General features: G+C 37.6%; 30 protein-coding genes and 1 pseudogene. All 31 read right to left on the bottom strand.

The window, feature by feature from the left end; genetic code table 11:
- Positions 1-43: 43 nt before the first annotated feature.
- Positions 44-763: a 30S ribosomal protein S2 gene (rpsB, locus tag GJU32_RS01960; protein WP_155590260.1), complete on the bottom strand. Its 720-nt coding sequence runs from the start codon at positions 761-763 to the stop codon at positions 44-46.
- A 156-nt stretch (positions 764-919) separates the two neighbouring features.
- Complete coding sequence (locus GJU32_RS01955) at positions 920-1,498, bottom strand: hypothetical protein (RefSeq protein WP_155590259.1); 579 nt, start codon at positions 1,496-1,498, stop codon at positions 920-922.
- 9 nt (positions 1,499-1,507) lie between these two features.
- A complete protein-coding gene (locus GJU32_RS01950) occupies positions 1,508-1,813 on the bottom strand; it encodes an RNA polymerase subunit sigma (protein WP_155590258.1) in 306 nt (101 codons plus the stop codon).
- 23 nt (positions 1,814-1,836) lie between these two features.
- Positions 1,837-2,607: a FliA/WhiG family RNA polymerase sigma factor gene (locus tag GJU32_RS01945; RefSeq protein WP_155590257.1), complete on the bottom strand. Its 771-nt coding sequence runs from the start codon at positions 2,605-2,607 to the stop codon at positions 1,837-1,839.
- A 446-nt stretch (positions 2,608-3,053) separates the two neighbouring features.
- On the bottom strand, positions 3,054-4,286 hold the full coding sequence (locus tag GJU32_RS01940) for an amidohydrolase (RefSeq protein WP_155590256.1): 1,233 nt from the start codon (positions 4,284-4,286) through the stop codon (positions 3,054-3,056).
- Positions 4,287-4,315: 29 nt separating this feature from the next.
- Positions 4,316-5,538, bottom strand: a pseudogene (locus tag GJU32_RS01935) (amidohydrolase family protein).
- 21 nt (positions 5,539-5,559) lie between these two features.
- Positions 5,560-5,955 (bottom strand): nucleoside deaminase, encoded by a 396-nt coding sequence (locus tag GJU32_RS01930; protein ID WP_155590255.1) that lies wholly within the window; start codon positions 5,953-5,955, stop codon positions 5,560-5,562.
- A gap of 49 nt (positions 5,956-6,004) precedes the next feature.
- Positions 6,005-7,414, bottom strand: a complete 1,410-nt coding sequence (locus tag GJU32_RS01925; protein WP_155590254.1) for a YfcC family protein — start codon at positions 7,412-7,414, stop codon at positions 6,005-6,007.
- A 355-nt stretch (positions 7,415-7,769) separates the two neighbouring features.
- Positions 7,770-7,988, bottom strand: a complete 219-nt coding sequence (locus tag GJU32_RS01920) for a hypothetical protein (RefSeq protein WP_155590253.1) — start codon at positions 7,986-7,988, stop codon at positions 7,770-7,772.
- Between the two features lie 273 nt (positions 7,989-8,261).
- Positions 8,262-8,633, bottom strand: a complete 372-nt coding sequence (locus tag GJU32_RS01915) for a hypothetical protein (protein ID WP_155590252.1) — start codon at positions 8,631-8,633, stop codon at positions 8,262-8,264.
- The gene (locus GJU32_RS01910) at positions 8,633-9,139 is read right to left on the bottom strand and encodes a chemotaxis protein CheD (protein ID WP_420798360.1); all 507 of its coding nucleotides are present in this window, start codon (positions 9,137-9,139) and stop codon (positions 8,633-8,635) included. The genes GJU32_RS01915 and GJU32_RS01910 overlap by 1 nt, the downstream gene beginning before the upstream one ends.
- Positions 9,139-9,771 (bottom strand): chemotaxis protein CheC, encoded by a 633-nt coding sequence (locus GJU32_RS01905; protein WP_155590251.1) that lies wholly within the window; start codon positions 9,769-9,771, stop codon positions 9,139-9,141. Before GJU32_RS01905 ends, GJU32_RS01910 begins: the two co-directional genes overlap by 1 nt.
- Before the next feature lie 9 nt (positions 9,772-9,780).
- Positions 9,781-10,227, bottom strand: a complete 447-nt coding sequence (locus GJU32_RS01900) for a chemotaxis protein CheW (RefSeq protein WP_155590250.1) — start codon at positions 10,225-10,227, stop codon at positions 9,781-9,783.
- 27 nt (positions 10,228-10,254) lie between these two features.
- The gene (locus GJU32_RS01895) at positions 10,255-12,312 is read right to left on the bottom strand and encodes a chemotaxis protein CheA (RefSeq protein ID WP_155590249.1); all 2,058 of its coding nucleotides are present in this window, start codon (positions 12,310-12,312) and stop codon (positions 10,255-10,257) included.
- A gap of 15 nt (positions 12,313-12,327) precedes the next feature.
- Entirely contained in the window at positions 12,328-13,482 is a 1,155-nt protein-coding gene (locus tag GJU32_RS01890) for a protein-glutamate methylesterase/protein-glutamine glutaminase (RefSeq protein ID WP_155590248.1), read from the bottom strand.
- Positions 13,483-14,358, bottom strand: coding sequence for a MinD/ParA family protein (locus tag GJU32_RS01885; protein ID WP_155590247.1), 876 nt, complete (start codon positions 14,356-14,358; stop codon positions 13,483-13,485).
- Positions 14,355-15,551 carry a flagellar biosynthesis GTPase FlhF gene (flhF, locus tag GJU32_RS01880; protein ID WP_155590246.1) on the bottom strand — a complete coding sequence of 399 codons (1,197 nt, stop codon included), beginning with the start codon at positions 15,549-15,551 and terminating at the stop codon, positions 14,355-14,357. Before flhF ends, GJU32_RS01885 begins: the two co-directional genes overlap by 4 nt.
- Positions 15,548-17,581, bottom strand: coding sequence for a flagellar biosynthesis protein FlhA (flhA, locus tag GJU32_RS01875; protein WP_155590245.1), 2,034 nt, complete (start codon positions 17,579-17,581; stop codon positions 15,548-15,550). Before flhA ends, flhF begins: the two co-directional genes overlap by 4 nt.
- 23 nt (positions 17,582-17,604) lie before the next feature.
- Positions 17,605-18,693: a flagellar biosynthesis protein FlhB gene (gene flhB, locus GJU32_RS01870; RefSeq protein WP_155590244.1), complete on the bottom strand. Its 1,089-nt coding sequence runs from the start codon at positions 18,691-18,693 to the stop codon at positions 17,605-17,607.
- Position 18,694: 1 nt separating this feature from the next.
- Positions 18,695-19,468 carry a flagellar biosynthetic protein FliR gene (gene fliR, locus GJU32_RS01865; RefSeq protein ID WP_155590243.1) on the bottom strand — a complete coding sequence of 258 codons (774 nt, stop codon included), beginning with the start codon at positions 19,466-19,468 and terminating at the stop codon, positions 18,695-18,697.
- Between the two features lie 4 nt (positions 19,469-19,472).
- The gene (fliQ, locus tag GJU32_RS01860; protein ID WP_155590242.1) at positions 19,473-19,742 is read right to left on the bottom strand and encodes a flagellar biosynthesis protein FliQ; all 270 of its coding nucleotides are present in this window, start codon (positions 19,740-19,742) and stop codon (positions 19,473-19,475) included.
- Between the two features lie 13 nt (positions 19,743-19,755).
- Positions 19,756-20,421: a flagellar type III secretion system pore protein FliP gene (fliP, locus tag GJU32_RS01855; RefSeq protein WP_155590241.1), complete on the bottom strand. Its 666-nt coding sequence runs from the start codon at positions 20,419-20,421 to the stop codon at positions 19,756-19,758.
- Complete coding sequence (locus tag GJU32_RS01850) at positions 20,418-21,092, bottom strand: flagellar biosynthetic protein FliO (protein ID WP_230874894.1); 675 nt, start codon at positions 21,090-21,092, stop codon at positions 20,418-20,420. The genes fliP and GJU32_RS01850 overlap by 4 nt, the downstream gene beginning before the upstream one ends.
- 10 nt (positions 21,093-21,102) lie before the next feature.
- Positions 21,103-21,465 carry a response regulator gene (locus GJU32_RS01845; protein WP_008180756.1) on the bottom strand — a complete coding sequence of 121 codons (363 nt, stop codon included), beginning with the start codon at positions 21,463-21,465 and terminating at the stop codon, positions 21,103-21,105.
- A gap of 21 nt (positions 21,466-21,486) precedes the next feature.
- On the bottom strand, positions 21,487-22,710 hold the full coding sequence (fliY, locus tag GJU32_RS01840; protein ID WP_155590239.1) for a flagellar motor switch phosphatase FliY: 1,224 nt from the start codon (positions 22,708-22,710) through the stop codon (positions 21,487-21,489).
- Positions 22,703-23,698 carry a flagellar motor switch protein FliM gene (gene fliM, locus GJU32_RS01835; RefSeq protein ID WP_155590238.1) on the bottom strand — a complete coding sequence of 332 codons (996 nt, stop codon included), beginning with the start codon at positions 23,696-23,698 and terminating at the stop codon, positions 22,703-22,705. The genes fliY and fliM overlap by 8 nt, the downstream gene beginning before the upstream one ends.
- A 31-nt stretch (positions 23,699-23,729) precedes the next feature.
- On the bottom strand, positions 23,730-24,158 hold the full coding sequence (gene fliL, locus GJU32_RS01830; protein WP_155590237.1) for a flagellar basal body-associated protein FliL: 429 nt from the start codon (positions 24,156-24,158) through the stop codon (positions 23,730-23,732).
- Positions 24,148-24,369 (bottom strand): flagellar FlbD family protein, encoded by a 222-nt coding sequence (locus GJU32_RS01825; RefSeq protein WP_008180764.1) that lies wholly within the window; start codon positions 24,367-24,369, stop codon positions 24,148-24,150. Before GJU32_RS01825 ends, fliL begins: the two co-directional genes overlap by 11 nt.
- A gap of 101 nt (positions 24,370-24,470) precedes the next feature.
- Positions 24,471-25,439 carry a flagellar basal body rod protein FlgG gene (gene flgG / locus GJU32_RS01820; RefSeq protein WP_155590236.1) on the bottom strand — a complete coding sequence of 323 codons (969 nt, stop codon included), beginning with the start codon at positions 25,437-25,439 and terminating at the stop codon, positions 24,471-24,473.
- 86 nt (positions 25,440-25,525) lie between these two features.
- The gene (locus GJU32_RS01815; RefSeq protein WP_155590235.1) at positions 25,526-25,894 is read right to left on the bottom strand and encodes a TIGR02530 family flagellar biosynthesis protein; all 369 of its coding nucleotides are present in this window, start codon (positions 25,892-25,894) and stop codon (positions 25,526-25,528) included.
- A gap of 15 nt (positions 25,895-25,909) precedes the next feature.
- Positions 25,910-26,599 carry a flagellar hook assembly protein FlgD gene (flgD, locus tag GJU32_RS01810; RefSeq protein WP_155590234.1) on the bottom strand — a complete coding sequence of 230 codons (690 nt, stop codon included), beginning with the start codon at positions 26,597-26,599 and terminating at the stop codon, positions 25,910-25,912.

Below are 26,599 nucleotides of genomic sequence, written 5' to 3'. Positions count from 1 at the left end.
GATAAGGGTTTTGAGCCACTTATCACCTTTTTGTAAACGTGAATTACTCAGCAGCAGCTTCTACAACTGGAGCTTCTTCTTCACCTTGTTTTGACTCGATTAAAGCGTCAGCCATTTTAGCAGTTAAAAGTTTAACAGCGCGAATAGCATCATCGTTAGCAGGGATTACGTAGTCGATTTCATCTGGATCACAGTTTGTATCAACAATACCTACTAGAGGGATGTTTAATTTACGAGCTTCAGCAACCGCAATACGTTCTTTACGTGGGTCAACCACGAACATTACGTCTGGAAGATCGTGCATATCACGGATACCGCCTAGGAATTTGATTAGACGTTCGTGTTCTTTTTTAAGTTGGATTACTTCTTTTTTAGGAAGAACTTCGAAAGTTCCTTCTTCTTCCATTTTTTCGATTTGTTTCATACGTGCAACACGTTTTTGAATTGTACCGAAGTTTGTAAGAGTACCACCTAACCAACGTTGGTTGATGTAGTAGTTGCCTGAACGTTCAGCTTCGTCTTTGATCGCTTCTTGTGCTTGTTTTTTCGTACCAACGAAAAGAACTTTACCACCGTCTTGACCAACTTGACGCATGAAGTCATAAGCTTCCTCTAATTTTTTAACAGTTTTTTGTAAGTCGATGATGTAGATCCCGTTACGTTCAACGAAGATGTATTTCTTCATTTTTGGGTTCCAACGACGAGTTTGGTGACCGAAATGTACACCAGCTTCAAGTAATTGTTTCATAGAAATTACTGACATGTGAATTTCCTCCTAGTATGTTTGGTTTTTATCCTCCGCATTTATCATCTGCAACAAGCTACCCTAAGCTTAGAGCACCACTTACTACATCAAAATGCGTGTGTATTAATAACACCATTTGCAACTATATCATAGCTTTGATTGATTCGCAACAATTTAGTGATGAAATTTCAGTAAAAGCTCGATTTCTGTTTTGCCCTTTTGCAGCTGTTTCGCTATTTCCTCCGGTGATTTTCCCTGCTTTGCTAATTCTAGAGCCTGCTGTTCTATTGTAAGCTCCTTTACCTGTTTCTTTTGCTCCTCTACTTTTAGAGGAGGGGCTGGTTGTACCATTTTTGAACCTGTTTGTTGCTGACGAGAATAAGCATTTGCTACAATATTTTTAGGTACATAGATTCGAGAATCTTTTTCTAAACCTATAGAGCTATCACTTTTTGCTTCTTGCATTACTGGTGAAGACGACCTCTCCTTTGGCGTCGTAATGTATTCTGTTTGCTGCATACTACTCGCTGCTATTTCTGACTGTGAGACATCTTGTAATTCTTTAATAAGACGGTCATTTTCATCTTTCATTTCTGCTAAATAAACACTAATGGTATCGTCCATTTCCCTCATTAAGCGCTCTTGCTTTTTTTCTAAATCCTTAAATTTTGCTAGCTTTGTATTTAAGATAATAAGGAAGTAGAATGAAAGTAGTTGTAAAAAGAATAGTACCGCTATTAGTATGGGTATCATTGAAAGCTCCTATCCACTAAAATCCACGAAATTCCCTTTAAACGGATGTTGTGCCTGTTTTTCTTGTTGATCCTGTTTCTTTTTCTTCTTATTAATACCTGTTAAATATTCGCCACCCGCATCTTCATCCTCACTAATTTCGTCCATACCTTCTGATGTATTGACAATTTTTTGTTTGCGCTCTACTTCTTTTTTTAATGCTTCATTCGCGTGTGCTTGTTGGGCTAACGCTTGTTGCTGTGCCTGATCTGCCATTTTCCCCGCTTCAAACGTTTTTGGAATAGCGATCTGTAATTCGACACCTTTTAAACTCATTGGAATCTCTCCCTTAAGGATATTTAAGCATTAATCATTTCACTAGATAAGAGCTTACGTAACTTTAATAGCGCTTTTGAATGAATTTGTGAAATACGTGATGTTGATAGTTCCAGCATTTCACCAATTTCAGTCAAAGTTAGTTCCTCCGTGTAAAATAAACTAAGGACTATCTGTTCTTTTTCATTGAGTTTTTGAATATTTTCAGCTAAATCACCTAGTAACTCTGATTTAATAACAGCTTGCTCAGGTGTTTTTGTTGTATCATCTCGGATAACAAATGACTTGCCGTCTGCTTCTTCTTGATCTTGTTGTTCATTAATCGAAAGAACATTTGAAAAAAAATGCTCCTGCACAGTCTGATAAACATCTTCAACAGATACTTCCATATGCTCCGCAAGTTCCTCAGGTGTTACATGACGCATATATGTTTGTTCTAGTTGCTCAATTTGAGCATCTAATTTTTTGGCTTTTTCACGCGCTGAACGTGGTAGCCAGTCTTCCTTGCGTAAACCATCTATAATGGCTCCTCTAACTCTAAACGAAGCATATGTATCAAATTTTAAATCTCTGTTAATGTCAAATTTATTTAATGCATCAAAAAGCCCTATCATACCTAAGCTCGTTAAATCGTCTCGTGATACGCTCTTTGGCAAACCCGCACCAATACGCTGGACATGATAAGATACTAGAGAAATGTATTTTTTTATAAGTAAATTTCCAGCATCTGGATCACGCTCGTGTATCCAGCGATTCCATAGTTTTTGCTCATCGTTCAGAATTGGTTGTGTCATGAAATCCACCTCTCTAAAAAAACGCTTTTTCTCGCCCGTTTGCCACTGACTATTTGCGCTCATAAAGTTTGTCATTCAACAGGATTTCTCAGTATTTTTTGTAAAAAATCCACATTAGAGCTAATCTAGACGTGAGCCTCGAATAGTAAAAAAATCGATAAGCTATTGCCATCTTTCCTATATTATAACAAGAATCGACTATAATTTCATTTGTTTCTCTTAGTCTCTAATATATTCCTTTGTTTTTTTATTGCATTGAAAAACTGTATCCTCGTTTTGGTTAACTTGGATACAGTTCAACTAATTTTCTAAAAATATAAAATTTTTAGTTTATGGAGTTGTTTGATTCTTTTTATATGACTTTTGAGTAACGGTGCTTATAGCAAAGTACGTTAATTCTTACATTCTGATCGACTCTAAATGATCCCAGACAAAACAACAATATCCTAATCAACTGCGTTCAGTTCACATGCTACTATACTTCCTTTGTACAAAACAACTTGACGTTTAGACCTTCTAGCTATTCCTTCCGCGGTACAACTTGCCTGTACAAATACCATACTTGCTTCATCGCCAATCTTTGGCCACATTCGTTTACCATCTTGATCTAAAGGCGTCTTACCACCTGTTATAAAGCGAAGGGTTTGGGCTAATGAACGCTCATCTCCCCAACCTGAATTTTTTGCCAAACGACCAGCTCGTTCTAAAAGGTCTCCGTTACCAAAAGGGGACCAAACATCAAAAATATTGTCACAACCTATCGCAACTGATACGCCTTTACTGTGTAGTAAACCCACAGGTGGGAATTTTCTACGTAGAGGTACACTCGTCACAATCGTAATTCCTGCATCACTTAAAATGTCTGCCATTTCTTCTGCCTCAGTTCGTGAAACATCTCCAAGTCCAAAAGCATGGCTAATAGCTACTTTACCTTGTAAGCCAGCTTCTTTTGTTAATTGGGCCAATCTTTTCATTGTGAAAGTACCCAATTGATCTGGATCATGCAAATGTAAGTCAATCCCGGCATTTCCTTCGACGGCAAGTTCCACCATTTGTTGTAAAGAAGCTTCAATATCACCATCAACCGTAGCCGGGTCGACACCTCCTACAAAACCTACACCTAACTGGAGTGCCTCTCTCACTAAATTTGTTGCATTTGTTCGCAATAGACCATGTTGTGGAAAGGCAACGATTTCATATGACAACTTCCCTTCAAAAGTTTGTAAAGCTTTTTGAACTTCCTCTAAATTTTTTAAACCTACCTCAGGATATAAATCCACATGCGTTCGAACATGCGTAACTCCAGCTCGCACATATCGGGCTAGCAGCTCCTCAGCTCGTTGTTGTGTTGTTGTGAGTAACGTAGGAAGTACCTCTTTTTCTATCTCAAAACGTTCGAATATATTGTTAACAGGTGTGACCGCGCGCCATTGATCGCTTAAGAGTGTTTTATCCAAATGACAATGTTTTTCTATAAAAGAGGGTAGTGCTAATAGCTGTTTCATATCTTTTTTGGGGAAATCATCATTAATTTGATTTTCAGCAGAAACTATTTCTGCAATTGTTCCATCCTTGATTAGTAAATGAGAACAGGCGGTATTAGTTTTTGTGATCATATCGTTTTCAAAATGATAACCTGTTTCAAGACGTACATTTGTTAACCAGAAAGTAGAATTCATTTCAGATTTTATCCTTTCTTTTTCAATAATTAAAGCTTACCCGAAACTACATTTCCTCTAAAGAGCACTGCAACTCTTCTTGCTCTTCTTGCTACAGCCTCAGCAGAACAACTCGCTTCCACAAAAACAACGTTCGCTTCATCGCCCACATTCGGCCAACTTCGTTGCCCTTCATTATTTAGTGGTGTTACGCCTCCAGTAATATATTTTAGGCTTTGTGCAAGTGATCGTTCATCACTTAAACCAAAACGTTCAGCTAACGTTCCCACTTTTTCTAAGCTGTCACCTATACCGAATGGAGACCAGTGATCAGTTATACTATCATCACCAAGAGATATTTTTACCCCTTTGCTATCTAAGAGAGGAATAGGAATTGTATTTCCAAGCGGAACAGATGAAGTAATGTCAATACCATGATGAGTTAGTAACTCTGCAACTTCACTCGCTTCATTAGTTGAAATATCAGCAAGGGCCATCGCGTGGCTAATCGTTACTCTTCCTTGCCAACCTGCCTCCTCGGTTATTGCAGCTAGTCGTTTAAAGGTAAAAATGCCAAGATGACCAGGATCATGGATATGTAAATCAACGTTTGCGTTTGCTTCCACAGCTAATTCCATGACCGTTTGTAATGATTTCTCAATATTTTCATCGATAGTCGCAGGGTCTACGCCTCCTACTAGAGAAGCCCCACTGCGCAATGCTTCTCTTACTAAAGAAACCGAATCACTACGCAATAACCCATGTTGAGGGAATGCTACAATTTCTAAAGCAACTTTATCTTTGAAGGCTTCCTTTGCTTTTAAAACGGCTTCTAAATTTTTCAAACCGATATATGGATCCACATTACAATGCGTACGAATATGTGTTGAGCCAGCGTTTAACACCAAATCCAACAGCTTTTTCGCTCTTTCCTCTGCAACAGGTAGTAAGCTTGGCAGTAGGACCTCTTCCTCTTTTAATCTTGTGATAAGACCTTCTGTCGGAATTGTAGGAGCCTTCCATGGACCGCCAAAATATGTTTTATCAATATGAATATGCATATCTCTAAAAGAAGGAAGCATTAAATAGCTTTGCGCGTCTCTTTTAGGTAAATCAGTCACTAACGACTGATCTATGCTTATAATTTGGTTTATTTTCCCATTTTTAATTTGTATATAAAAAGATCTGTTTTTGTCCCTGTAACGGTACCATTGTCGTAATGATAACCCGTTTCTAATCGTACATTTGTTAACCAATAGACCGTTGATGTCATGGATTGTTCCTCCTAAATAGATTAATTTTCTAGATGCACCATCTGAATGGCTCTCTCTTTATGCGGTAAAGCTAGTTGATGGTAGACATAATCTTGGCTAGGGTTACTCGCATTTAAATAATAAACTGTTTTAATTTTAGAAAAATAAATGGCACTTAAACACATCGAACAAGGTTCCGTACTTGCATATATCTCGCAACCTTCTAGATTAGTCGTTTTCAATGCATGACTAGCTTGACGGATTGCTTGAATCTCGGCATGATTTGTCAAATCATTGGTTACTGCAACCTCATTCACTCCGGATCCAATAACCTGTCCATCTTTAACCACAATTGCACCAAAAGGAGCACCGTGTTTCGTTCTTTTATTTTTCTGAGCTAAGTCAAGTGCTTTTTTCATAAAGTTTTGCTGATTCATATCAATTTCCCTCCTAGAAAATAGCGGTTTTCTATGGTATTTTCATGCATTAAAACGGGCCATAGTTGATAAAATGTGCGACTATGACTGCAGTCACACCGATGCTGATGTGAATGACAATGAGTGGCCAAATCCATTTCAACCAGCGTACCCATGGGATTCCGGCTAATGCAAGTGCTGCCATAAGTGGTCCATTGGTTGGGAAAATGATATTTCCAATGGCATCTCCCATAGAGAAACTAAGTACAGCTGTTTGCCTTGTTACACCTACAAGATCAGCAAGTGGTGCCATGATAGGCATTGTTAAGGCTGCTTGTCCACTCCCTGAAGGTACAAAAAAGTGAAGGATAAACTGTAAAAAATACATTCCCACAGCACTTAATACAGGCGGGAAATGATGAATTAAGGAAGATGCATGGAATAATAATGTGTCAATGACATGACCATCTGTTAACACGACAACGATTGCTCTCGCTACACCGATGATTAATGCTCCTGACAGAATACCACCCGCACCTTGCATAAATGCATTCACCGCTTGGTTAGCAGAAAGTTTTCCAGCAAATGCAATGACTATTGCAAGTAAAGTAAAAATACCAGCAATCTCCGTAATGTACCAACTAAACTTAATAACACCGAAAATTAGAATAATAAAGTTTAGCAGGAAACAACCTAGTACAATCTTATGTGTAGTGCTCAGTAGAACATTGGCTGTATCATCTAATTTGTCATACTTTCCTATTGGGAAAAAACCTTTTGAAGGATCGCGTTTCACTTTTAATGCATAGCGTTGAATGTACCAAACAGAAATCAAATACGTAATAATAAACAGCACAATGCGGTAACCAATCCCTGAAAACGGTGGTAATTGAGCAATTCCCTGTGCAATCCCTACTGTAAAAGGGTTCAACACTGCTGTCATAAAACCAACAGATGCTCCAACCAACACAATAGCTGCCCCTGTAATAGCATCAAATCCGAGTGCTATGGCAATAGGTACCAAAATACCGATATAAGCTAATGTTTCTTCAGCCATTCCAATCAATGTTCCTGCTAATGCAAAAAACAACATAATGATTGGAATCAACCATTTTTCTTTTTTAGCGAACTTTCGCGAAGCTGTAGCAATCAACGCTTCAACCGCTCCAGTTGCTGATAATACCCCTAATGTTCCACCAATAATCAATACAAAAAAGATGATAGGTGCTGAGTCTACCATTCCTGTATGAATTGACGTTATGAGCCCCATCAAACTAATCGGTGAAGATTCTATAGCCTGATACGTATCAGGTACTACTACACTTCGGCCATCCATTTCTGATCTTGTATATTCACCAGTTGGTACAATATAGGTAATGATCGTTGCAATCACTAACATGGATAAAATAAGGACGAAAACGTTTATTTCTCTTTTTTTCTTTTGCTTGTTTTGAAGGTCATTAGACTGTACAGTAGACATAACTCCACTTTCTCCCCTTTGTCCGCTAAGCCATTCTTAGTTGACTAAAATTATTTGAATAAAAATTTATCGATATTTGCAACTAGGATGAATTTCGTTGGCCTTCATTAACGTTTCTCTTATATTGAAAAACAACATATAAGTACAATACAAATCGTAATATGATACATCATCAGAATGGACTTTGTTATAAGTGATTGTTTTTTAAACCCAGCTACTTTTTATTTGAAAATTCCGTCTTTTCGAAAGGCAACATGTTCCATTAAGTAATAACTGATCTAATAAAACTGTTGCACGTTTTTCAGTAGTCATCATTTTTAATGCTGCTAATATATTCTTCTCGAGCATGCATTGATCAACAACGGATTCTTCTTGATGGCATGAGTAATTTCATTTTTCCGTCAATTTTTTCGATAGTAGTGTCTAAAGTTTGTTCTGCTGATATGATTTTAGCTATGGTCCCTTCTTTAATAAGGATATGACAAAGCTCTGTTGTAGTACCGACATTGACATCATTCTCCTTTTCATAGCCTTTTTCAAGAAGCACATTCATTAACCAATACTCTTGCTTCATCACCATTCCTCCACATGTGACTTGTTTTTAGTTCCTTAAACGTTCCTCATTTCACCCTATTCTTTGATCGACTTCCAGGACAAGCCATTTGTTATGATAAACTACAAATCTTTTATTTGTAATTTTCTTATTAAGTGCTTTTCCCTTTGTACAAATATGCTAACATGAGGACTGCATATATGAATAATATAAAAAAAATTAGTTTTACTTAAGTTTTTCATATGGTAAAACTCCTCAAATGACAAAAAAAGAGCCGCTATTCGCGACTCTCTTTTAAGCATTAACTTGTTGCTCTTCTTCTCGATTCATCATCGTTCGTACTACTTGAGCAATTTCCTCGGAATTCTCATCTTGAAATTCAACTGTTGAATTAGCTGCTGGAACTTCTTGTTTTTCTCCTTCAGTTGAATCAAGTTCATTATCTTCTAGATCACCTTCAACTGCTTCCTCATTTACCTCTGGCGTAAACAATATGTAGGCAATTAGAAAACGTACTATATACATAACGATAAATACGATTATTGCTACAATAAAAGAACCCATGATGACTCGAAGGGGAGTGTATGGTTCTTGAAAGGTACTAAAAAAATAAATAGTAAAGGCAATTAATGCTCCCCATAGGTTGTAAAATATTGAACCAAACATTAGATTTCGCTCACTCCTTGGTTAACTGTTCGAATATGTAATATCGACGTTGCTGGGTTAAATTCAATCGTTCTACCACTATTTCCACCAGTATCCTCGGCGACTAAAGGAATTCCATGTCTCTTTAATTCAGATTTGACAGCTTCTACATTGCGGGGACCAATACGCATCGTATCTTTATCGGAAGTAAATTGGAACATCTGCGCACCCCCTGCAATTTTTGCCTTTATTTTGAATTTCTGAACGCCTTCTAACTTTAATAAATCGATCATTGCTGCAACACCTGTATCAGCAAATTTTGCCACATTGATCGACTCAGCTCTTCCTAAGCTTGAATCTGGTAACATCACATGGATTAAACCAGCAATTTTTTTTGACTCATCATACAAAATAACGCCAACACAAGAACCAAGACCAGAAGTTCGAATCGTGTTAGGTAGCTTTACTACATCCATTTGTGCAATTCCCACTTTAATCACTTGCCCACTACTACTGCTTAACATCATCACGAAACCCCTAATGCTTTAAAAATCGCATCGAATGAGTCGGGGTCTGGTAGTAGGAAGAAATGACCCCTTACCGTTTCGTGGTCTTCCACACCTTCTTCAAAAATGGATGTATTTATAACAATAACATTATCACTCACATGTGATAACTCTATTAAACCAATACTGATAATAGCTCCAAACATATCTACACTTAGTCCAGGAACAGTTGGGTAAATTTTTAAATTGGTAAAGTCAGATAAGGCAGATAAATAGGAGCCCGATAAAATATTGCCCATTTCTTGCATGGCTGATAGACCTAACTCTGAAACAGGCGGTTTTTTAAAGTCAAACGTGTCATCGAAAATGAGACGACGGATAAAACGGTTTGCTTGTTCAATAGGTAAAATAAAAAACATACTACCCTCTGCATCACCTTCAATGCGAAGGTAAATACCCACAACGACGTTTTCTGATCCGCCTGCCAACTCCATCATATCGTTAAAAGACACCATTTCTACCTTTGGAACACGCATATCAATTTTTTTCCCAAGAAGATTGGAAAGTGCTGTCGCGGCATGCGCAGCACCAATGTTTCCAATTTCCTTTAATACATCTAAATGTAGTGATGTAATCTTTTGATTAAATGTCATTATCGATCCCTACTTTAGTGGATTTAATACTTTTTCTAAATGTAATAAGATTAATAAACGTTTCTCTACTTTAGCCACGCCTGAAATAAATTCCTCTTCAAGTGAGCCAACGACCTCTGGTTGAGGCTCAATAGCACTCGCAGGAATATCAATAACATCGTTAGCCGAATCTACTACAAAGCCTACTTCCATATCTTCTAATGAAATAATGATAATACGTGTTGTTTCCTCATGTTCAGAAATTGGTAATTCAAAGCGTTCACGTAAATCTACAATCGGCGTTACAACACCTCGTAGATTGATTACACCCTTTACATATTTCGCTGTTTTCGGTACACGCGTGATATGCATTAATTTTTCGATTCCTTGTACATGGGAAACAGGAATTGCATATTCTTTATCTGCTAGTTGAAAAACAATTACTTTAATATTTTCTTGTTCCACTGCGTTTGTCATACTTTACACCTCTCTTATTCATTCACCTTATTTAATTAGTGCGTTGCAATCTACAATTAAGGCTACTTTACCATTACCTAAAATAGTTGCACCTGAAATGGCAAAGATATTAGTTAAGTAATTTCCTAATGACTTCAAGACAATTTCTTGTTGACCAATGAAAGAATCAACTACTAAACCAGCAAGTTTTTCACCTTTGCGGACGATAACTACTGAATGGAATTCCTCATCTTGTGGCTCTTTACTTGGTACTTCAAAGATTTCCTCTAAGAATACCAATGGAACAACTTTGCCACGGAAGTCGATTACTTTTTGATTATGCGCATTCATAATCTCTGATGAACGGATAATAGATGTTTCAATAATAGACGATAGTGGAATTGCATAAATTTCCTTTTCTATCTCCACAAGCATTACTGAAATAATAGATAATGTCAGTGGTAATTGAATCGAGAAGATAGAACCAACATCTTGTGTAGATTCAATTGAAATATTGCCACCTAATGATTCAATCGTTGTTTTTACAACATCTAAACCTACCCCACGACCAGATACATCAGAAATGACATCTGCTGTCGAGAAGCCTGAAGCTAAAATTAGCTCATTGATTTGTTTATCAGACATTGAATAAGATTGTTCTTGTGTAACAATACCTTTTGAAATAGCTTTCGCTAGTACTTTTTCACGATTAATGCCTGCACCATCGTCTTCAATTTCTATAAAGACATAGTTTCCACTATGGTAAGCACGTAGTACAACAGTTCCTTCTTCTGGCTTCCCTTTTGCACGACGAGCTGTTGGATTCTCAATGCCATGGTCCACAGAATTACGGATTAGGTGGACAAGTGGATCTCCAATCTCATCGATGACCGTACGATCTAGTTCGGTTTCAGCACCAATAATTTCAAGATTGATTTTCTTATTTAAGTCACGCGATAGCTGACGAATCATTTTTGGGAAACGGTTGAAAACTGTTTCAACTGGCACCATTCGCATCGTTAAAATAATTGTTTGCAGATCGCCCATTACACGACTCATTCGCTCTACTGTTTCATTTAGCTCGCCATGATTCACTTCTGTAGCGATAGATTGTAGTCGACCACGATCAATGACAAGCTCCTCAAACAAGTTCATTAAAATATCAAGACGTTCAATATTTACACGAATTGTTTTATTTCCTACAGGTGCATGAGCTTTATCAGCTTTTGCAGGTGTAGCTGCTTTGGCTGGATTCGAAGCAGCCTCAGCTTTTGCAGGTGTAGCTTCTACTTCAACTACTGCTGTTGCAGTCGCAGCTACTTCTTGTTGAACTTCATATTCTCTTTCACTAAATTTCTTTTGGTCAATTGTTGTCACAACGACTTCCTCAACCTCTGAAACTTTCATAAGCTTTTTCTGCATATCTTCTGCTGTTTCTTTTGTGACAAATGCAACATAAAACTTTTGATCAAACTGTTCGTCTTCAAGCTTTTCAACAGTTGGACTTGATTTAATGACATCCCCATCTTTTTCTAAAATTTCAAACACCATAAATACGCGCGCAGCCTTTAGAAGACAATCCTCACGTAAAGTTACTGAAATTTCAAAAGCATTGAAGCCTTGTTCAGACGATTGTGAAATAACCGTTTGTTCAAAGCTATCATATTCTAAAACACTTTCTACAACTGGTGCCTCAACTGTTGCTACCACCTCAGGTACTGCTTCCTCACCTAATTCTATACGTTTAAGCTGTGCAACAGTTGATGAGACATCACGCTTACCATCTCCACCGTTCGCAATATCCATCACCATTTCTTCTAAATGATCAACAGATTCAAATACAACGTCTAAAATTTCAGGTGTTACATGGATTTTCTCGTTTCGTATGGCATCTAAAACATTTTCCATTTTATGCGTTAAATCCGCTAAATCTTCAAAACCCATTGTGGCAGACATACCTTTTAACGTGTGTGCAGAGCGGAATATTTCCCCAACAATCGCCAAATCATCTGGATTTTTTTCTAATTCTAATAAATGTTCACTACATGCTTGTAAATGTTCTTTACTTTCTTCGATAAACATCTCTAAATATTGATTGACTTCCATAAGAGGACACCCCTTTTAAGGCAAATATTTCATTATTGTTTGTGCAATATCATCTACATCTGCAACTTCATCAACAAGTTGCGTTTCTACCGCTGCTTTTGGCATTCCATATACAATACAAGTTTCTGCTGACTCGGCAATAGCCATGACATTGCCAGTGTTTTTTAATGCTTTCAGTCCATTAGAACCATCCTGACCCATACCTGTCATAATCACTGCCACTTTATCAAAATCCTTATATTGACTAACATCTTCAAACATTACATCTACAGAAGGTCGATGGCCAGATCTCGGCGCTTCTTGATTATCAAGAACAATGCCAAAAGTCGTCCCTACTTTTCTAAGCTTTAAATGATAACCACCTGGTGCAATATAAGCCACTCCATTTTGCAAAATATCGCCCTGTTCAGCTTCCTTTACAGCAATTTCACTTAGCTGATCAAGACGAGCAGCAAGTGATTTGGTAAATCCAGCAGGCATATGCTGAACAATTAATATAGGTGCTTGAATGGACTTAGGAATTTTAGTAACGACCTCCTGAAGCGCACGAGGTCCTCCTGTGGACGTGCCAATTAGCACAATTTTCTTTCCTGTTTTATTCCATTCTACCGGTGGCTTTGTTTTGGCTATCTTTGCAGGAACAACATTCGCAGAAGTAGTTGTCCGACCATACTGTTGCGGTTCCTTTATTACGGTACTCACCCTTGTCACGGGTTCTTGCTGTCGTTTACTACCAGAAGATTTTTTTAGCTTGGAAATTTGAACCATCGCAGCTTGCTCTACTTTGTGGACAAGCTCATTTTGAATTTTATGTAAATCAAGAGAAATGGTTCCGCTTGGCTTTGCGACAAAATCTACTGCACCACTCTCAATTGCTGCTATTGCATTTTCTGTACCACGTTGAGTGGTACTCGAGAGCATTACTACTGGAACTGGACATTGTGTCATAATTTCTTTTAAAGCCTCGAGCCCATTCATTTCAGGCATTTCAATATCCATTGTCACAACTGTTGGCTTCAACGACTGAATTTTTTTGATCGCATCTTTTCCATTTCGTGCTGTTCCAACTACTTCCACTTTAGAGTTGCCAACAAAAAAGTCACTAATCAGCTTTCTCATAAAAGCAGAATCATCCACAACTAATAGCTTGCTTTTATGTAAAAAGTCCAATTAATCACGCCCTTTCGAGAAAATACTTCTGAGTTTTGTTAAAAATTTTTTCGATGTTTGGTCATGTGCGTGAATTTCCTCTGCACGATGGTCCATAAAACGAACTACTATGAGTTGTAATGTCTTTGATATTAGTGCGTCTGGATAAGCAAGTGAGAAGGGTACTTGCTCACGCACAGCCTTACGCACAACAGGATCTTCAGGTAATGACCCAAGAATCAGAACATCTTTATCCAAAAACTTTTTCATTGTTAACTTTAACCGTTCATTTGTTTCTATTCCTTCTTCTTTGCTAAATGCACGGTTACAGAGAATATAAATCTGCTTATCTGGATCTCGAACATGAATATATTTCATCATGGAGTACGCATCTGTTATAGAAGTAGGCTCTGCTGTTGAAATGACGATAATTTCATCAATTGAGGCGAGTAAATCTAACGACCAATTTGTCGCACCAGCCCCCATATCAAATAAAATATAATCATAGTTTTTTTGAAGCTCTTCAAATGCATAAATAAGTCGATCAAACATATTTTGTGACCAATCTAGAACACCTGTCATACCTGACCCACCTGAAATATACTTTAATCCATAGGGCCCATCAAATATTACTTCATCTAGTGTGTTATTTCCTTCTAAATAATCTTTTAAACTATAAGAAGCATTTTTACCAATTAAAATATTGATATTCCCCATCCCAATATCCATATCTACAATGGCAACTCTTTTTCCCTTCTGAGCCAATGTCGTAGCAAAATTCATGGTGAAGTTACTTTTACCTACTCCGCCTTTGCCACTTACAACTGCGATTGCTCTACCTAGTTCACCTTGCCATTTCATCATTTTCAAGCGTAATGTTTCAGCTTGATCCCTCATTTTTCCTCACCTTGAAAAAACAAATTAAGTACTGCTTCTAAATCAGCTTCTTCAATATCTTCTGGTACTTCTTGACCATTCGTATAGTAAGCAAGTCCTTTATTATATTTAATCATTAAATTGATCATTGTGCCAATAGAATTTGTTTCATCAATTTTGGTGAAAATGAACTTTTCAATCGGTAATTGTTTAAATTGGTCTACAATGTTCTCCATATCCCTTTCTTTCGTTGTCATTGCAAGGACTAAGTAGGATTCTGCTTGATCATCGAATTTTATGAGGCGTTGGAGATCATCAACAAATTTAACTTCTTTATAATTTCGACCAGCTGTATCAATAAAAACCAAATCTAAATGTGATAGTTTTCTAACGGCTTGTTCAAAGTCTGTTGCATTGTAAGCAATTTCAACAGGAGCCTGTAGAAGACCAGCATACGTTTTTAGCTGTTCAATTGCAGCAATTCGATAAGTATCTGTCGTTATAAAGCCAATTTTTTTCTTTTTTTCTAATACAGCTCTAGCTGCCATTTTGGCAATAGTTGTTGTCTTCCCAACACCTGTTGGTCCTAGAACATTTATATATTTTCTTTCATAGGACAATCCACCGACTGGAAAGACTTCTAATTTCTTACGTAGTAAATTTTTCGTTATTAATTTACATTGGGAGAAGTTAATTTCTGACGCTTCTTTGAAATGCATAAAAAGCTCATCACCTATCATTGTGATGAGCTCTTCACTTAGCTCTTGCTGTCTTAAGTATTCAATGAAGGGTAAGAGTTCATCGGGATATTGAGCTTGGGTGGTCTTTTTATGCATCGATTGCATTAAAGATTTTAAATCTGCAATTTCCTTCCTCAATTCTTCAGAAATGCTAGTGTCCTCATGTACAGTTGCATCGTGTGGTAGTTGGTCTTGATGAATTTTTGCTTGAATAGCATTTGTAATCTCTTGTAACCTTGCGTTTTCTTTTGTTGCAACAGGTAAAACAGCTGGTGCTGGTGCTGAAGCCACTTGACTTGGCTCCATTGCATCAACACCCGCAACCACTTCAAAACTTTTCTTTTTAACCATGCCGAAAAATTTCTTTGTGATGACTACTTTTGAATTCAAAATGACTGCGTCTTCACCTAATTCTGCCCGCACTTGCTTCATCGCTTCTGGTATGGATGATGCATAATACTTTTTCATTTTCATTGAACATTCACCACTCCAACACTTTGAATTTCAACCGAAGCATCCAGTTCATTATAGGAGAGCACTGGAATTTGCGGGAAGTAACGCTCCGTTAGTTGTCGTAAATACATACGAACCGCTGGAGAGCTTAAAATAATAGCGGATTGTTCCATGAAGGAAACACGCTCTACTTCAGCTGCAATAGTCTCTAATACTGTTTGAGAGTCTTGAGGGTCCATTGCTAAATAATTTCCATGATCCGTTTGCTGAATACTATCAGCAATCATTTTTTCTACTTTACCTGAAACTGTAATGACCTTTAATGCCGAGCTATCCCCGACATACTGTGCCGTAATTTGGCGTGCCAATGATTGACGCACATACTCAGTTAAGATATCTGTATCGCTTGTTAATTTTGCATAGTCTGCTAGTGTCTCAAAAATAATTGGTAAGTTACGTACAGACACGTTTTCTTTAAGAAGCTTGCCCAGTACCTTTTGGATTTCTCCAGTAGATAAAGGTGTCGGCGTCAATTCTTCCACTAAAATTGGATGCGTTTCGCGTAAGTGATCGATCAGCTGCTTTGTCTCTTGACGTCCAAGTAACTCATTAGCGTTTGCTCGAATGATTTCTGTTAAGTGTGTTGACACCACACTTGGTGGGTCAACTACTGTATAACCATACATTTCTGCATCTTCTTTCACTTGCTCTGTAATCCATTTAGCGGGTAGTCCAAATGATGGCTCCACAGTATCAATACCTTCAATGGAATCATCATCGCCTGGACTCATGGCTAAATAATGATCTAGTAGAAGTTCTCCTCGTGCCATTTCGTTCCCTTTTATTTTGATTCGATATTCATTTGGTTGAAGTTGAATATTGTCACGAATACGAACTACTGGGATGACGATACCTAATTCTAATGCGAGCTGTCGACGAATCATAATGACACGGTCTAATAAATCTCCACCCTGAGCAGCATCTACTAAAGGAATTAAACCATAACCAAATTCAAATTCGATAGGGTCCACATTTAATAAATTCACAACATTTTCAGGACTCTTCATACCGTCTGTAGCCACTTCTTCCTCAATTTCAAGTAACTCTTCTTCATCCTCTGGTTTCTTACGCTCCATCATATATGCTCCAGCAATTAATGAACCACCAATCGGAATCGTTACCCAGTTAGGAATCGGTGTAAATAAGCCAAGTAAAATAATCGTACCACCAGCTACATAAAGAAGCTTAGCTTGAGCAAATAGTTGCCCTGTAATGTCCTGACCAAGACTACCTTTAGATGAGGCACGCGTTACGACGATCCCTGTAGCTGTTGAAATAAGTAAGGCAGGAATTTGGGATACAATACCATCCCCAACGGTTAATTTTGAAAAATGAGTCGCTGCTTCTGCAAATGGAAGCCCCATTTGCACAACCCCGATGATGATACCAAATAATAGGTTGATAATAACCATTACCATCGAGGCAATGGCATCCCCTTTTACGAATTTTGTGGCACCATCCATCGCTCCGTAAAAGTCTGCTTCTCCCGATACTTTTTCACGTCGTTCACGTGCTTCCTTTTCGGAAATAACCCCTGCATTTAAGTCAGCATCAATACTCATTTGTTTACCAGGCATTGCATCAAGTGTAAAACGTGCTGCTACTTCAGCTACACGCTCTGCTCCCTTTGTAATAACAATAAACTGAATTAACACTAAAATTAAGAAGACAACTAAACCAACAAGAATATTTCCGCCGACTACGAAGTCACCGAAGGTTTCAACAACGGAACCTGCATCACCCGTTGCTAAGATTGCACGAGTTGTGGAAACACTTAGCCCTAATCGGAACAAGGTTAACAGTAAAATAACCGAAGGGAATATGGAGAAATCCAATGCTTCCTTCATACTCATTGCTGTTAGCAGTACAATTAATCCTAATGTAATATTAATGACAATTAAGAAACTTAACATCCATGGAGGAAGAGGGATGATGAGCATCGCAACGATTAAAATAACCGCACCTAAAACCCCAATATCGCGAACTTTCATTTGTGTCCCTCCTACTAAAAGCTTTAAATTTTTCGCTTAATGCGGTAAACATAAGCGAGTATCTCTGCTACTGCTTTAAAAAATTCATCTGGTACCTGATCACCAATCTCTACTTGATCATACATAGCGCGTGCTAAAGGTCTATTTTCAACCATAATTACGTCATGTTCTTTGGCAATCAGCTTTATTTTTTGAGCGATAAAGTCTGTCCCCTTCGCAATAATACGAGGGGCGTCCATATTTTCCTCATCATATTTGAGGGCGATTGCATAGTGAGTAGGGTTGGTAATGACAACATCTGCTGTTGGAACCTCTGACATCATACGACGCATCGCCATTTCGCGTTGACGTTGTTTGATTTTCGATTTAATCAGCGGGTCACCCTCACTATTTTTATATTCATCTTTAATATCTTGTTTAGACATTTTAAGATTTTTTTCGTAATCATGTTTTTGATACATCCAGTCTAAAATGGATACACAAAGTAAAACTAAAGATGCTGCTATGCCCATAATGCCAACAAGTTTCCCTACTGTAATCAGCGTCATCCATGGGCTTTTAAAGGAGAGCGCTAAAACCTCTGGCAAATTTGTCCAGATAATAATTGTTGTTACACTACCTATAAAGCCTATCTTTAAGACAGATTTTATCAACTCAACAATGGCCTTAACGGAGAATATTTTTTTTAATCCTTTAATAGGATCCATCTTTTTTAAATCAAACTTCATTGGTTCTAATGTAAATAAAAAGCCAAACTGCAGAAAGTTACCTGCAAGTGCCCCGACAAAAGCAATCGCCATAATCGGTACAATAATAAAAGCCATTTCTATCAATGTTTCTGAAAATAAGCGCATCACACTATCAATAGTCAATGTTTCGATGCGTATGTTATGAATAAAGGTTTGCCTAAAAAAAGCTAATAGCTCATCGCGCAAAGAGCCTGCAAAGAAAAATAAAAAGATAAATACCATTAGCATGACAATGGCACTAGAAATATCCTGACTTTTGACGACTTGCCCCTTTTTTCGAGCATCTTGACGCTTCTTAGGGGTTGCCTTTTCTGTTTTTTCACCCGAAAAATATTGTATATCTAAATTTAGTAGTAGCCTCATGTCATCCACCACCTAATATGGCCATTAAATCACGCATACCGTAGATCATTATCGTAATAAGCTTTTGAATAACTTGAATCATTACAGCCATCATTGTAAACATCACTAAAAAACTAACACCGATTTTAATAGGAAAACCTACAACAAAAATATTTAATTGCGGTACTGTTTTGGCAGTGATCCCCAAAGCTAAATCGACTAAAAATAAAGTCGCCACAACAGGAGCAGCCATCTGAAATGCTATTGCGAAAACGGCTGTGAATGTTGTCAGGATAAACTGAGGGAAGTTTTCATTTACAAAACTAGGAAATTGATCCATCGGTAAAAATTGATAGCTATAGTAAATTCCATTAAGAATCATATGATGGCCATCAATTGCTAACAATAATAGAAGTGCTAGCATATTAAAAAACTGACCTATTAATGGGCTTTGCGCACCTGTTTGCGGGTCAATTATATTGGCAATGGCAAACCCCATCTGAAAATCAATAAAGCTTCCAGCAATTTGAATTGCTGACATGATGATATAGCCCATTAGACCAAGTAATAGTCCAACAAGTGCTTCTTTCACCACTAATAATATGTAATCATCATTAAATGCAAACGGCTCAACATCAATTGTATAATACATCATCCAAGCGAATACCAGCGCGAGAGTAATTTTGACTTGTGGTGGAATGGTTCTATAGGAAAAAAAAGGAACCGTGACAAAAAATGCTGAGACACGCACAAGTACTAATAAGAAAACCGTTAAATGTGGAATTAATTCATTCATGTACTCACCCTATATAACGCGTTAAATTCTCAAATATGTCTCTCGCATAGCTAGTAACTTGAGATAGCATCCAAGGGCCAAAGAATACAATGGCCACTAAGACTGCGACAATTTTTGGTACAAATGCTAATGTTTGTTCTTGTATAGAAGTTGTTGCTTGAAAAATACTTACCGCTAAACCAGAGATTAAAGCAACTAATAATAGCGGACCGCTTGTTAGAAGGATAATCATAATGGCACGCTCTGCAATGGAAATAACCAATTCACCTGTCATACTGTATCATCCCCTAAAAACTTTGTAGTAACGATTTCATGACGAGATACCAGCCATCTACCAATACAAATAATAAAATCTTAAATGGCAATGAAATCATTACTGGTGGTAACATCATCATCCCCATCGACATTAATGTACTTGCAACAATCATATCGATTACTAGGAATGGTATAAAAATCATAAAACCTATTTGAAAGGCTGTTTTAATTTCGCTTAAAGCAAAGGCAGGCACAAGCATTGTCAGTGGGATTTCTTCCACTGATGCTGGTTTTTCTGCTTGATTATATGATAAAAACAAATCAAGATCCTTTTGTCTTGTATGCTTGCTCATAAACTCTTTAAATGGCACACTAGCACGATCATAGGCTTCTTCTAAGCCTATTTCTTCAGCAAATAATGGCTGTAATGCCTCTTTATTGACCTCTTGAAAGGTTGGCGCCATAATAAAGAACGTTAAAAATAGTGCCAGTCCGATAATCACTTGATTTGGTGGCATTTGCTGTGTCGCCAATGCCGTACGCACAAAGGATAAAACAATGACGATACGTGCAAAGGATGTCATTAAAATTAATATACTCGGTGCGAGTGATAAAACGGTTAGTAAAAGTAAGAGTTTAACAGAAGTAGAGACGTTGGTTGGATCGCTGTTGGAAAAAACATTGATTAAATCATTCATTTATCATCCTTCTCCTTTTGCTTCCATCTCTCTATCTCGTCACTACGCTCCTGTTTCATTTCAGTTATCTTTTTTTCAAATAGTTTGCCAAATGAATCTTGCTTTTGTTCATTTTGCACACTCTCTCTATCTTTTTTCTTAAACTTAGAAAATACTTCTGCAATATACGGTGATGTTGCTGCAAGTTCTTGCCTTTCGTTATATAGTGCTAGCAGCGCTTCAACTTCTTCAGGATCAGTAATTTCACGTAACAGCTGAACGTCTTCTCCAACACCCACCAAATAGATTGTTTTACCTACTTGTAAAAGCTGAACTGACTTTTGCGCACCTAACGATAAACCGCCTAAATTTTGTACCATTTGATTACGTTGGAAGTTTAAATTTCGTTTATTTAAAAACTTCATCAATCCATAAAATAAAGCTACAACAAAAATAAGCGCCAAAACCATTTTTATGTATTCCCATGCAGATATATCTCCAGCTGCTGATACATTTGTTTCTTGTTTAGCAGCTGGATCAGTCGTATCTCCATTACAAGCTTCTGGGTTTTTAATGCAATCTGTGACACTATTCGTATCAGTGTCTGCATATACAGAAGTTGGTGTCGGGTACAAAAACAGGAAGGATACAAGAAATGCGAAAATCATCGTGAAACGAAATGATTTTAACATTTTCATGCAATCATCCTAGTGCTTTTTGAATCGCTTCAATTACACGATCTGCTTGGAAAGGCTTTACGATAAAGTCCTTCGCACCAGCTTGAATTGCATCGATTACCATTGCTTGTTGTCCCATTGCTGAACACATGATTACAGTTGCACTTGGATCTGAGCCCTTAATTGCTTTAAGAGCCGCAATACCGTCCATCTCTGGCATTGTGATATCCATTGTTACTAAATCAGGTTTTAATTCATTGTACTTTTCAACAGCCTGTAAACCATCTGCTGCCTCTCCAACAACTTCAAATCCATTTTTTGATAGAATATCCTTGATCATCATGCGCATAAATGCAGCATCGTCTACAATCAAAATTCTTTTAGACATGGTTAACTCCTCCAATTAAAACTATCTTAAATTATTTAAACGCTCTGCTTGACTTAAAACATCTGTAATACGTACACCAAAGTTTTCATCAATAACAACGACTTCACCTTTAGCAATTAAACGACTATTGACTAAAATATCAACTGGCTCTCCAGCTAATTTATCTAGTTCAATAATCGAACCACTTGATAGTTCTAAAATCTCTTTAACAGAACGTTTCGTACGTCCTAACTCTACAGTAACTTGTAATGGAATATCAAGTAGCATATTTAAATTTCTAGCTTCAGATTGAGAGATTACATTTGGATCGAAGCTAGCAAACTGTGCTTGTTGCACATTCACAGGTTGTGCAGGTCTTGCTGGTTGCGCAAACTGTTGTTGCTCCTGATAAATAGGTTGCTGCATTGGTGCTGCCTGTTGTTGATAAACTGGCGGCGTAGATGGCGGCGTTACAGGTGCTTGTTGTTGAACAGGCGGCGGTGCAACTGGTGGTGCCTCAGGTGCAATGGTTGCAGCCACAGGTTCTTCAATCGATTCTGTTTCACCTAAAAGTGATTTTACAATGTTTTGACTAAATTTAAGCGGTAGTAATTGCATTAAATTAGAATCAATTAAATTACCAATTCTTAGTCTAAAGGATACTTTAACTAGTAAATCGTCTTCTGGAATATTTTCTCGACCTTCATCTTGTGAGATATTCATTAAATCAATTGTTGGTGGAGAAATATCCACTTTTTTGTTGAACACTGTCGACATTGATGTAGCTGCTGAACCCATCATTTGATTCATAGCCTCTTGAACAGCACTTAGCTGAATTTCACCTAAGTCTGGCTTCGGATTTAATCCATCGCCACCTAACATTAAATCAGCAATAATGGCCGCATCCGACTGTTTAATAACAAGTAAATTCATACCCGTTAAACCAATCGTATATTCTACTTGTACAGCCACATAGGGATGAGGAAATTCCTCTTCTAATTTATTACGATTAATCATTGAAATACTTGGAGTAGTAATATCTACTTTTTGACCTAATAACGCAGAAAGTGCTGTAGCAGAGCTACCAAATGAAATATTACCTACCTCACCTAATGCATCTTGTGCAAACGAATCAAGGTAATCCTCTACTCGTATTTCAGTTATTTCTTCATTTATAGAAGCATCAGTGCCGCTGTTGTTATCCCCCAACGTCTCGCCCCTTAATAGCGCTTCAATTTCTTCTTGGGAGAGCATTTCATCACTCATCTTCGTCTCCTCCTTTCAAAGGGTCGATAATTTGGATTGCTAGTTTTTTGCCTTGCTTACCTGGTTGAACAGTGAATTTTGGCAATGTCCCTACTTTCAATAGTAAAGGTTCTTCAATTTTTTGATTTAACTGTATAACATCGCCAACTTGCATTGTAAGGAAATCCTCAATGGTGATGTCAGTCAAACCTAATTCAACTGAAAGTGGTAATTGAGCTTGTTTCACACGTGTTTCAAGCATTTTTGTTTGCTCTGGAGACATCTCTTTTGTATTTGTTTGCATCCAGTAGCGAACTGAAAGATTTGGAACAATTGGCTCCAACACAACATGCGGGATACAAATATTAATCATACCGCTTGTCTCACCAATAATCGTATTTAACGAAATAACGACAACTGTTTCATTAGGTGAAATCATTTGTAAAAATTGTGGATTTACTTCAAGCTCCACTAGTATTGGATCAATTTCCGCAACATTTTCCCATGCCTCACGTAAATTGTCGAATGAGCGTTCAAAAAGGTTTGTCATAATTTTTGTTTCAATTTCTGTTAAGTTATCTACATTACTATGACTCGCCCCACTACCGCCCATTAAACGATCTAACATTGAATAGGCAATGTTCGGATTTATTTCCATCAATATATTACCATCTAATGGTGGCACTTCAAACACATTTATGAGTGTCATATTCGGAATCGAACGAACGAACTCTTCAAATGGTATTTGGTCTACTGATGCAACCGTAATCTGCACATAGCTTCTAAGCTGAGCAGAGAAGAAGGTTGTCAATAATCGTGCAAAATTTTCATGTATTCGGGTCAAACTTCGGATTTGATCTTTTGAGAATCGAAGCGCTCGTTTAAAGTCATATACTTTAACCTTACGTCCCTCGTCCTCCTTTTTTATGTCATCTGCTGACATTTCCCCAGTCGATATAGCGGAAAGCAGCGCATCTATCTCGGATTGAGATAACACATCTCCTGCCATTTGCCCACCTCCATTTCAAGCAGTTTCTGTTTTATTGAGTGATGAAGGAGGTAAAATATACTTCCTGAACTTCTCCCTCTTGCATCAATTCATTCAATCTTGTTTTTAATGATTTTTGGAAAATTTGTTTCCCTTGCTTACCTTCTAAATCCTTTTGCTCCATTTCAGAAAGCTCTTGAATGGCAATGTTTTGCACTTGGAAAACACGCTTTGTTAATTCAGCAGCAGAATCTTTACTTGTCGTTTGAATTTTTAATGACAAGCGCACAACTCTTTTATCCGAAAGATTTGTCGTGATTTCGGGAATTTCCACTGATGCCTCTACAATCTCATCAATGGAGGGTTCAACAGATCCTGTCGGTTTATTAAATTGTGTAAGCAATACAAACAAAATAACCCCAACAAGTATTACTGCTACTAGTAAAATAATAATCATCGTTAACATTTTATTATTCTTCATCTTTTTCACCTCGTAGATGCGGGTTGGATAGTATTTGTATATTGTTATAAAAGGCAGTTACCTTTTGTCGCACCTCATCTTCACTCTCTAAAACAATTAATTTTGTTCCAGTTGTTAAAGTAATCGTCGTATCTGGAAATGATTCGACTGTTTCTATGTATAAAGCATTTAATGTGAATGCTTTGCCATTAAGACGTGTTAGTTCAATCATTGAATTAGGGCCGGGTCTGGTATGAGAGCCGGCCCGACCCTCCCTCATATGAAAATATGTTTTGTAATACGCCCGTTATAAATTAAAGGACTACACGATCATTATCGTTTTAAGTTTACTAGCTCTTGCAACACTTCATCTGAAGTTGTAATAATACGTGTATTTGCTTGGAAACCACGTTGAGCAACAATCATTTCTGTAAATTCTTCAGATAAATCTACGTTGGACATTTCTACAGTCCCGGGAACTACTTTACCCATCCCTGCAACAGTGGCTACCTGTGCATAAGCAGCACCAGAGTTAGATGTTTGTTGATAATAATTTCCTCCAACTTTAGCAAGACCACCAGCGTTCGGGAATTTAGCCATAACGAGCTGTCCTGCCCATTTGCGATTTCCGTTTAAGTCTACATATTCAACCGTACCATTAGGTCCTATTTGGATCTCTTTAGCCGTTGTTGGGATACGAATTGGGCCTACATCTCCCTCATCAGGGTCTAATACACCATCATCGTCAAATAAGTTTGCACCTTCATCACCTGAAGCAACGGGTGCATCATCTGGATTGATACCATCATCATCAGCTTCCATAACGATTTCATCTCCAGCAGTAACGCCCACTAGATATTTACCATCAGCATTGACTAGATAGCCATTGCTATCCATATAGAAAACACCATTACGAGTAAATAGGGTATTGTTAAAACCTTCTTCATCAATAAAGCCACTATCTGGGTCTGGAGCTCCATTTGCATCAGCAACCATGAAGAAGCCATCTCCTTCAATCCCTAAGTCAAGTCCACGACCAGTTCCCTGTAGTGAACCGCCACCATGTATCGTATCAATAGCAGCCAATTGCGCACCTAAACCAACTTGTTGTGGGTTAACGCCTCCTCGAGTAGCTGTTGCTGCAGATGCACCAGCTTGTGTTTGAGACATTAAGTCCTTAAAAAGAACACGACCTTTTTTAAAACCAACCGTATTAACATTTGCGATATTATTACCAATAACATCTAGCTTTGTTTGGAAGTTTTTAAGACCTGAAATTCCTGAATACATAGAACGTAACATAAGTTTTCGTTCTCCCTTCGTTTTTTATAGGTGTGCCTCTATCAATCAGCATCACCAAGGCTTCCTTACATAAGAAGGTCCAGCCTTTAAAGTACAATCGTGCCATCGATATTTGTAAATAACTGTTGTTTTGCTTCCGTGCGATCCATTGCTGTAATGACAGTCGCGTTTTTAGCACTGACGATTAAAGCTGCTTGATCCATCAAGACTAATGGTTGTTTGACACCTTTTGAGTGTGCTTCAAATACCTTATCCGATACAACCTGCCATTCTTGTTCAGAGATGTCAATTTTACGTTCAACTATACGTTCATGTGCATGTTTACTTACCTTCAGCTCTTGTTTTGTAGCTTCCTGTAAATGGGCTTTAAACGATTGCTGTGATGTAATTGGCGTAGGTTGTGCTGTGCGAATAGATGGATGCAAGGGTACACGATGAATTGAAAACTTATCCATCACTTTTCTCCACCTTTATTCGCTAATGACTGTAAAATCTTTATCCGTTAATTTTTTATCATTGTCTAATACGTAATAAATAGCGCCATCATTTTTTGATACAGAGACGATTCGCCCTTGTAGTTCTTGATCGCCATCTTTATACGTAACATTTTTCCCAATCAATTTGCTTGCCTGTGCAAGTGGGGATTCCTGTGCGGTATTATCGCCATTGGCATTTGTTCCAGACCCACCTAGGATGGCTGAAATATTACCAGGAGTTATTTCTTTCCCACCAGCTAATATGAACACTACATTGCCATCTACAAATTTTAACGATTCAATAACCCCTGTTCCTTCATTTACAACAGGGTTCCCTTTATCATCTTTTTCTTCAGTAATTTCATGCCACTTAACTTCCTTGCCAACAAAGGTTGTATAACTCATCATTTGTGTTTGTTGCTGTGATGCCAATAACGACTCCATTGCCTTTGTCATATTTTGCATTTGTTCTAAAGAAGAAAATTGTGCCATTTGAGAAATGAATTCTCGGTCATCCATTGGATTTGTTGGATCCTGATGCTGTAATTGTGTAATTAACAATTGTAGAAAAGCATCCTTACCTAGCTCACTATTACCTGTTTGCTTTGTTGGTTTTTTATAATTTGAGTAGTAAAGATCATCTGTTATAGCTGTATTTGTCGCTTTTGTTGTTGTATCTGCCAT

Origin of the sequence: Lysinibacillus cavernae (genome assembly GCF_009724685.1) — a bacterium.
GTDB classification, from domain to species: Bacteria; Bacillota; Bacilli; order Bacillales_A; family Planococcaceae; genus Lysinibacillus; species Lysinibacillus cavernae.
The sequence above is the reverse complement of the archived record's forward strand: the minus strand, read 5'-3'. Positions and strand labels throughout refer to the sequence as shown.

What these genes read in the sequence shown, in the direction of transcription:
- GJU32_RS01885 (WP_155590247.1), bottom strand. Translation starts at nt 14,358, where the DNA reads ATGAGGGATCAAGCTGAAACATTACGCTTGAAAATGATGAAATGGCAA.
- GJU32_RS01930 (WP_155590255.1), bottom strand. Translation starts at nt 5,955, where the DNA reads ATGAATCAGCAAAACTTTATGAAAAAAGCACTTGACTTAGCTCAGAAA.
- GJU32_RS01850 (WP_230874894.1), bottom strand. Translation starts at nt 21,092, where the DNA reads ATGTTAAAATCATTTCGTTTCACGATGATTTTCGCATTTCTTGTATCC.
- fliY (WP_155590239.1), bottom strand. Translation starts at nt 22,710, where the DNA reads ATGAGTGATGAAATGCTCTCCCAAGAAGAAATTGAAGCGCTATTAAGG.
- rpsB (WP_155590260.1), bottom strand. Translation starts at nt 763, where the DNA reads ATGTCAGTAATTTCTATGAAACAATTACTTGAAGCTGGTGTACATTTC.
- GJU32_RS01900 (WP_155590250.1), bottom strand. Translation starts at nt 10,227, where the DNA reads ATGACAAACGCAGTGGAACAAGAAAATATTAAAGTAATTGTTTTTCAA.
- GJU32_RS01910 (WP_420798360.1), bottom strand. Translation starts at nt 9,139, where the DNA reads ATGATGTTAAGCAGTAGTAGTGGGCAAGTGATTAAAGTGGGAATTGCA.
- GJU32_RS01845 (WP_008180756.1), bottom strand. Translation starts at nt 21,465, where the DNA reads ATGTCTAAAAGAATTTTGATTGTAGACGATGCTGCATTTATGCGCATG.
- fliQ (WP_155590242.1), bottom strand. Translation starts at nt 19,742, where the DNA reads ATGACAGGTGAATTGGTTATTTCCATTGCAGAGCGTGCCATTATGATT.
- GJU32_RS01945 (WP_155590257.1), bottom strand. Translation starts at nt 2,607, where the DNA reads ATGACACAACCAATTCTGAACGATGAGCAAAAACTATGGAATCGCTGG.
- GJU32_RS01825 (WP_008180764.1), bottom strand. Translation starts at nt 24,369, where the DNA reads ATGATTGAACTAACACGTCTTAATGGCAAAGCATTCACATTAAATGCT.
- flhB (WP_155590244.1), bottom strand. Translation starts at nt 18,693, where the DNA reads ATGAGGCTACTACTAAATTTAGATATACAATATTTTTCGGGTGAAAAA.
- GJU32_RS01950 (WP_155590258.1), bottom strand. Translation starts at nt 1,813, where the DNA reads ATGAGTTTAAAAGGTGTCGAATTACAGATCGCTATTCCAAAAACGTTT.
- fliM (WP_155590238.1), bottom strand. Translation starts at nt 23,698, where the DNA reads ATGGCAGGAGATGTGTTATCTCAATCCGAGATAGATGCGCTGCTTTCC.
- GJU32_RS01920 (WP_155590253.1), bottom strand. Translation starts at nt 7,988, where the DNA reads ATGAAGCAAGAGTATTGGTTAATGAATGTGCTTCTTGAAAAAGGCTAT.
- fliR (WP_155590243.1), bottom strand. Translation starts at nt 19,468, where the DNA reads ATGAATGAATTAATTCCACATTTAACGGTTTTCTTATTAGTACTTGTG.
- flhF (WP_155590246.1), bottom strand. Translation starts at nt 15,551, where the DNA reads ATGAAAATGAAAAAGTATTATGCATCATCCATACCAGAAGCGATGAAG.
- GJU32_RS01905 (WP_155590251.1), bottom strand. Translation starts at nt 9,771, where the DNA reads ATGACATTTAATCAAAAGATTACATCACTACATTTAGATGTATTAAAG.
- flhA (WP_155590245.1), bottom strand. Translation starts at nt 17,581, where the DNA reads ATGAAAGTTCGCGATATTGGGGTTTTAGGTGCGGTTATTTTAATCGTT.
- GJU32_RS01915 (WP_155590252.1), bottom strand. Translation starts at nt 8,633, where the DNA reads ATGTTTGGTTCAATATTTTACAACCTATGGGGAGCATTAATTGCCTTT.
- flgG (WP_155590236.1), bottom strand. Translation starts at nt 25,439, where the DNA reads ATGTTACGTTCTATGTATTCAGGAATTTCAGGTCTTAAAAACTTCCAA.
- flgD (WP_155590234.1), bottom strand. Translation starts at nt 26,599, where the DNA reads ATGGCAGATACAACAACAAAAGCGACAAATACAGCTATAACAGATGAT.
- GJU32_RS01925 (WP_155590254.1), bottom strand. Translation starts at nt 7,414, where the DNA reads ATGTCTACTGTACAGTCTAATGACCTTCAAAACAAGCAAAAGAAAAAA.
- GJU32_RS01895 (WP_155590249.1), bottom strand. Translation starts at nt 12,312, where the DNA reads ATGGAAGTCAATCAATATTTAGAGATGTTTATCGAAGAAAGTAAAGAA.
- GJU32_RS01940 (WP_155590256.1), bottom strand. Translation starts at nt 4,286, where the DNA reads ATGAATTCTACTTTCTGGTTAACAAATGTACGTCTTGAAACAGGTTAT.
- GJU32_RS01955 (WP_155590259.1), bottom strand. Translation starts at nt 1,498, where the DNA reads ATGATACCCATACTAATAGCGGTACTATTCTTTTTACAACTACTTTCA.
- fliP (WP_155590241.1), bottom strand. Translation starts at nt 20,421, where the DNA reads ATGAATGATTTAATCAATGTTTTTTCCAACAGCGATCCAACCAACGTC.
- GJU32_RS01815 (WP_155590235.1), bottom strand. Translation starts at nt 25,894, where the DNA reads ATGGATAAGTTTTCAATTCATCGTGTACCCTTGCATCCATCTATTCGC.
- fliL (WP_155590237.1), bottom strand. Translation starts at nt 24,158, where the DNA reads ATGAAGAATAATAAAATGTTAACGATGATTATTATTTTACTAGTAGCA.